This window comes from Psychrobacter sp. AOP5-GZ1-6 (genome assembly GCF_052376345.1).
Lineage (GTDB): Bacteria > Pseudomonadota > Gammaproteobacteria > Pseudomonadales > Moraxellaceae > Psychrobacter.
Genome location: NZ_JBQSVP010000258.1, coordinates 1 through 1,491 on the forward strand (window position 1 = coordinate 1; position 1,491 = coordinate 1,491).

A 1,491-nucleotide genomic window follows, 5' to 3' on the forward strand; every position below is an offset into this window, starting at 1 on the left:
ATAAAAAGCTAAAACTTTATGAAATTGAGTAAGGTGGATATGCTTGATATACCTTATGTGAAGCTTGCATATTTTATTTATAGCAATTGAGTTGTTGCTCTAATTAACAATAGGATTTAACCGATGTTTAGATTAATAGTGAATTTTTTTAAAGGGATAGGTATTTTGCTTAATGGAACTGCTAAGTTCGCAGCAGACGCTAGTAAAGCGCTTGAAAACTCAGCGGATGAGATGCTTAAAGCTTCAACTCTAAGTAGAGCAAGAGCAGCTGAGAAATACAAGAAGGACAAAGCCCAAATGGTAATAGATGGAGGCTATGAGTCTGAAGAAGCCATGGACAAAGCGCACGATGAATTACTTGAAAGTATTACGAAAAGATCTAAGCGATAATCGATGTAAAAGAATATAGAGATATTAATGATAGCAAAGAAGCTTTACAGTAGTCGTTTATGCCTAGGAGTAAAGTCATTTAAGATATTTTCAGTGATTATTAATACTAAACTGCTTAATATATTAACGTATTAAGGCTCTTTTAGATTAGCTACAACCTTAATGGCCATATAGTCTCCAGGAAAGACTCGTAATTAAGAATTGCTATATAAGAAGTAGGGAGCCCATCCCAGATTCTGTGTAACTGCCATTTAGATTAAATGCCTGCTTATACGATCATCAAACATAATCATAAAGCGATTCAAAGCAGACGTCCAGTTACGAATCGGCATCGACCACTTTTTGGATGCCTGCTGGGTGGCTAAGTACACCACTTTGAATGCCGCCTGATCAGACGGGAACACCTTACGCTTATTTACCGCTGTACGAATCACACTGTTTAGCGACTCAATCGCATTGGTGGTATAAATCGCTTTTCTGATGTCTTTCGGGTACTCAAAGAACACCGTTAAGCCCTCCCAGTTATTGCGCCAAGACTTGACCACGTGCGGGTATTTCTCGCCCCACACCTCATCAAAGTGCTCAAGATTGGCCTCTGCTATCTCAAGCGTATCAGCGCCGTAGATGGCTTTTAAATCAGCCGCTACGGCCTTTTTGTCCGTCCACGGTACGAACTTCATTGAATAGCGCACCATATGCACGATACACAGCTGAACCTGAGCGTTGGGGTAAACCGTGTTGATGGCATCGGGGAAGCCCTTTAAGCCATCGACACAGGCGATTAAGATGTCTTGCACCCCACGGTTCTGCAATTCAGTGAGAACGCCTAGCCAGAACTTAGCGCCTTCATTCTCTGATAGCCACATACCAAGCAGCTCTTTTTTACCATCAAGAGCAACACCTAGCGCTAAGTAAATGGCTTTGTTGATAATCTGTGAACCGCCCCGGTATTGTCGGAGACTCAACGCTCCAAGAGAATACGACAATGAAAACACGAAACTATACCCCTGAAATGAAAGAGTGCGCCGTCCGTATGCTAATTGAAGCTAAAGACGATTACCCATCCACCTGGTCAGCCATCAAAGCCATAGCGCCAAAGAT

General features: G+C 42.0%; 1 protein-coding gene and 1 pseudogene. One reads left to right on the forward strand and one right to left on the reverse strand.

Features of this window, described 5'->3' with window-relative positions; genetic code table 11:
• The first annotated feature begins 123 nt into the window (after nt 1-123).
• Nucleotides 124-390 (forward strand): hypothetical protein, encoded by a 267-nt coding sequence (locus ACT3RN_RS15565; RefSeq protein ID WP_192529393.1) that lies wholly within the window; start codon nt 124-126, stop codon nt 388-390.
• A gap of 251 nt (nt 391-641) precedes the next feature.
• On the opposite strand, the pseudogene ACT3RN_RS15570 reads toward ACT3RN_RS15565, so the two are convergent.
• Nucleotides 642-1,412, reverse strand: a pseudogene (locus tag ACT3RN_RS15570) (IS256 family transposase); the annotation flags it as partial.
• Between the last annotated feature and the right edge of the window lie 79 nt (nt 1,413-1,491).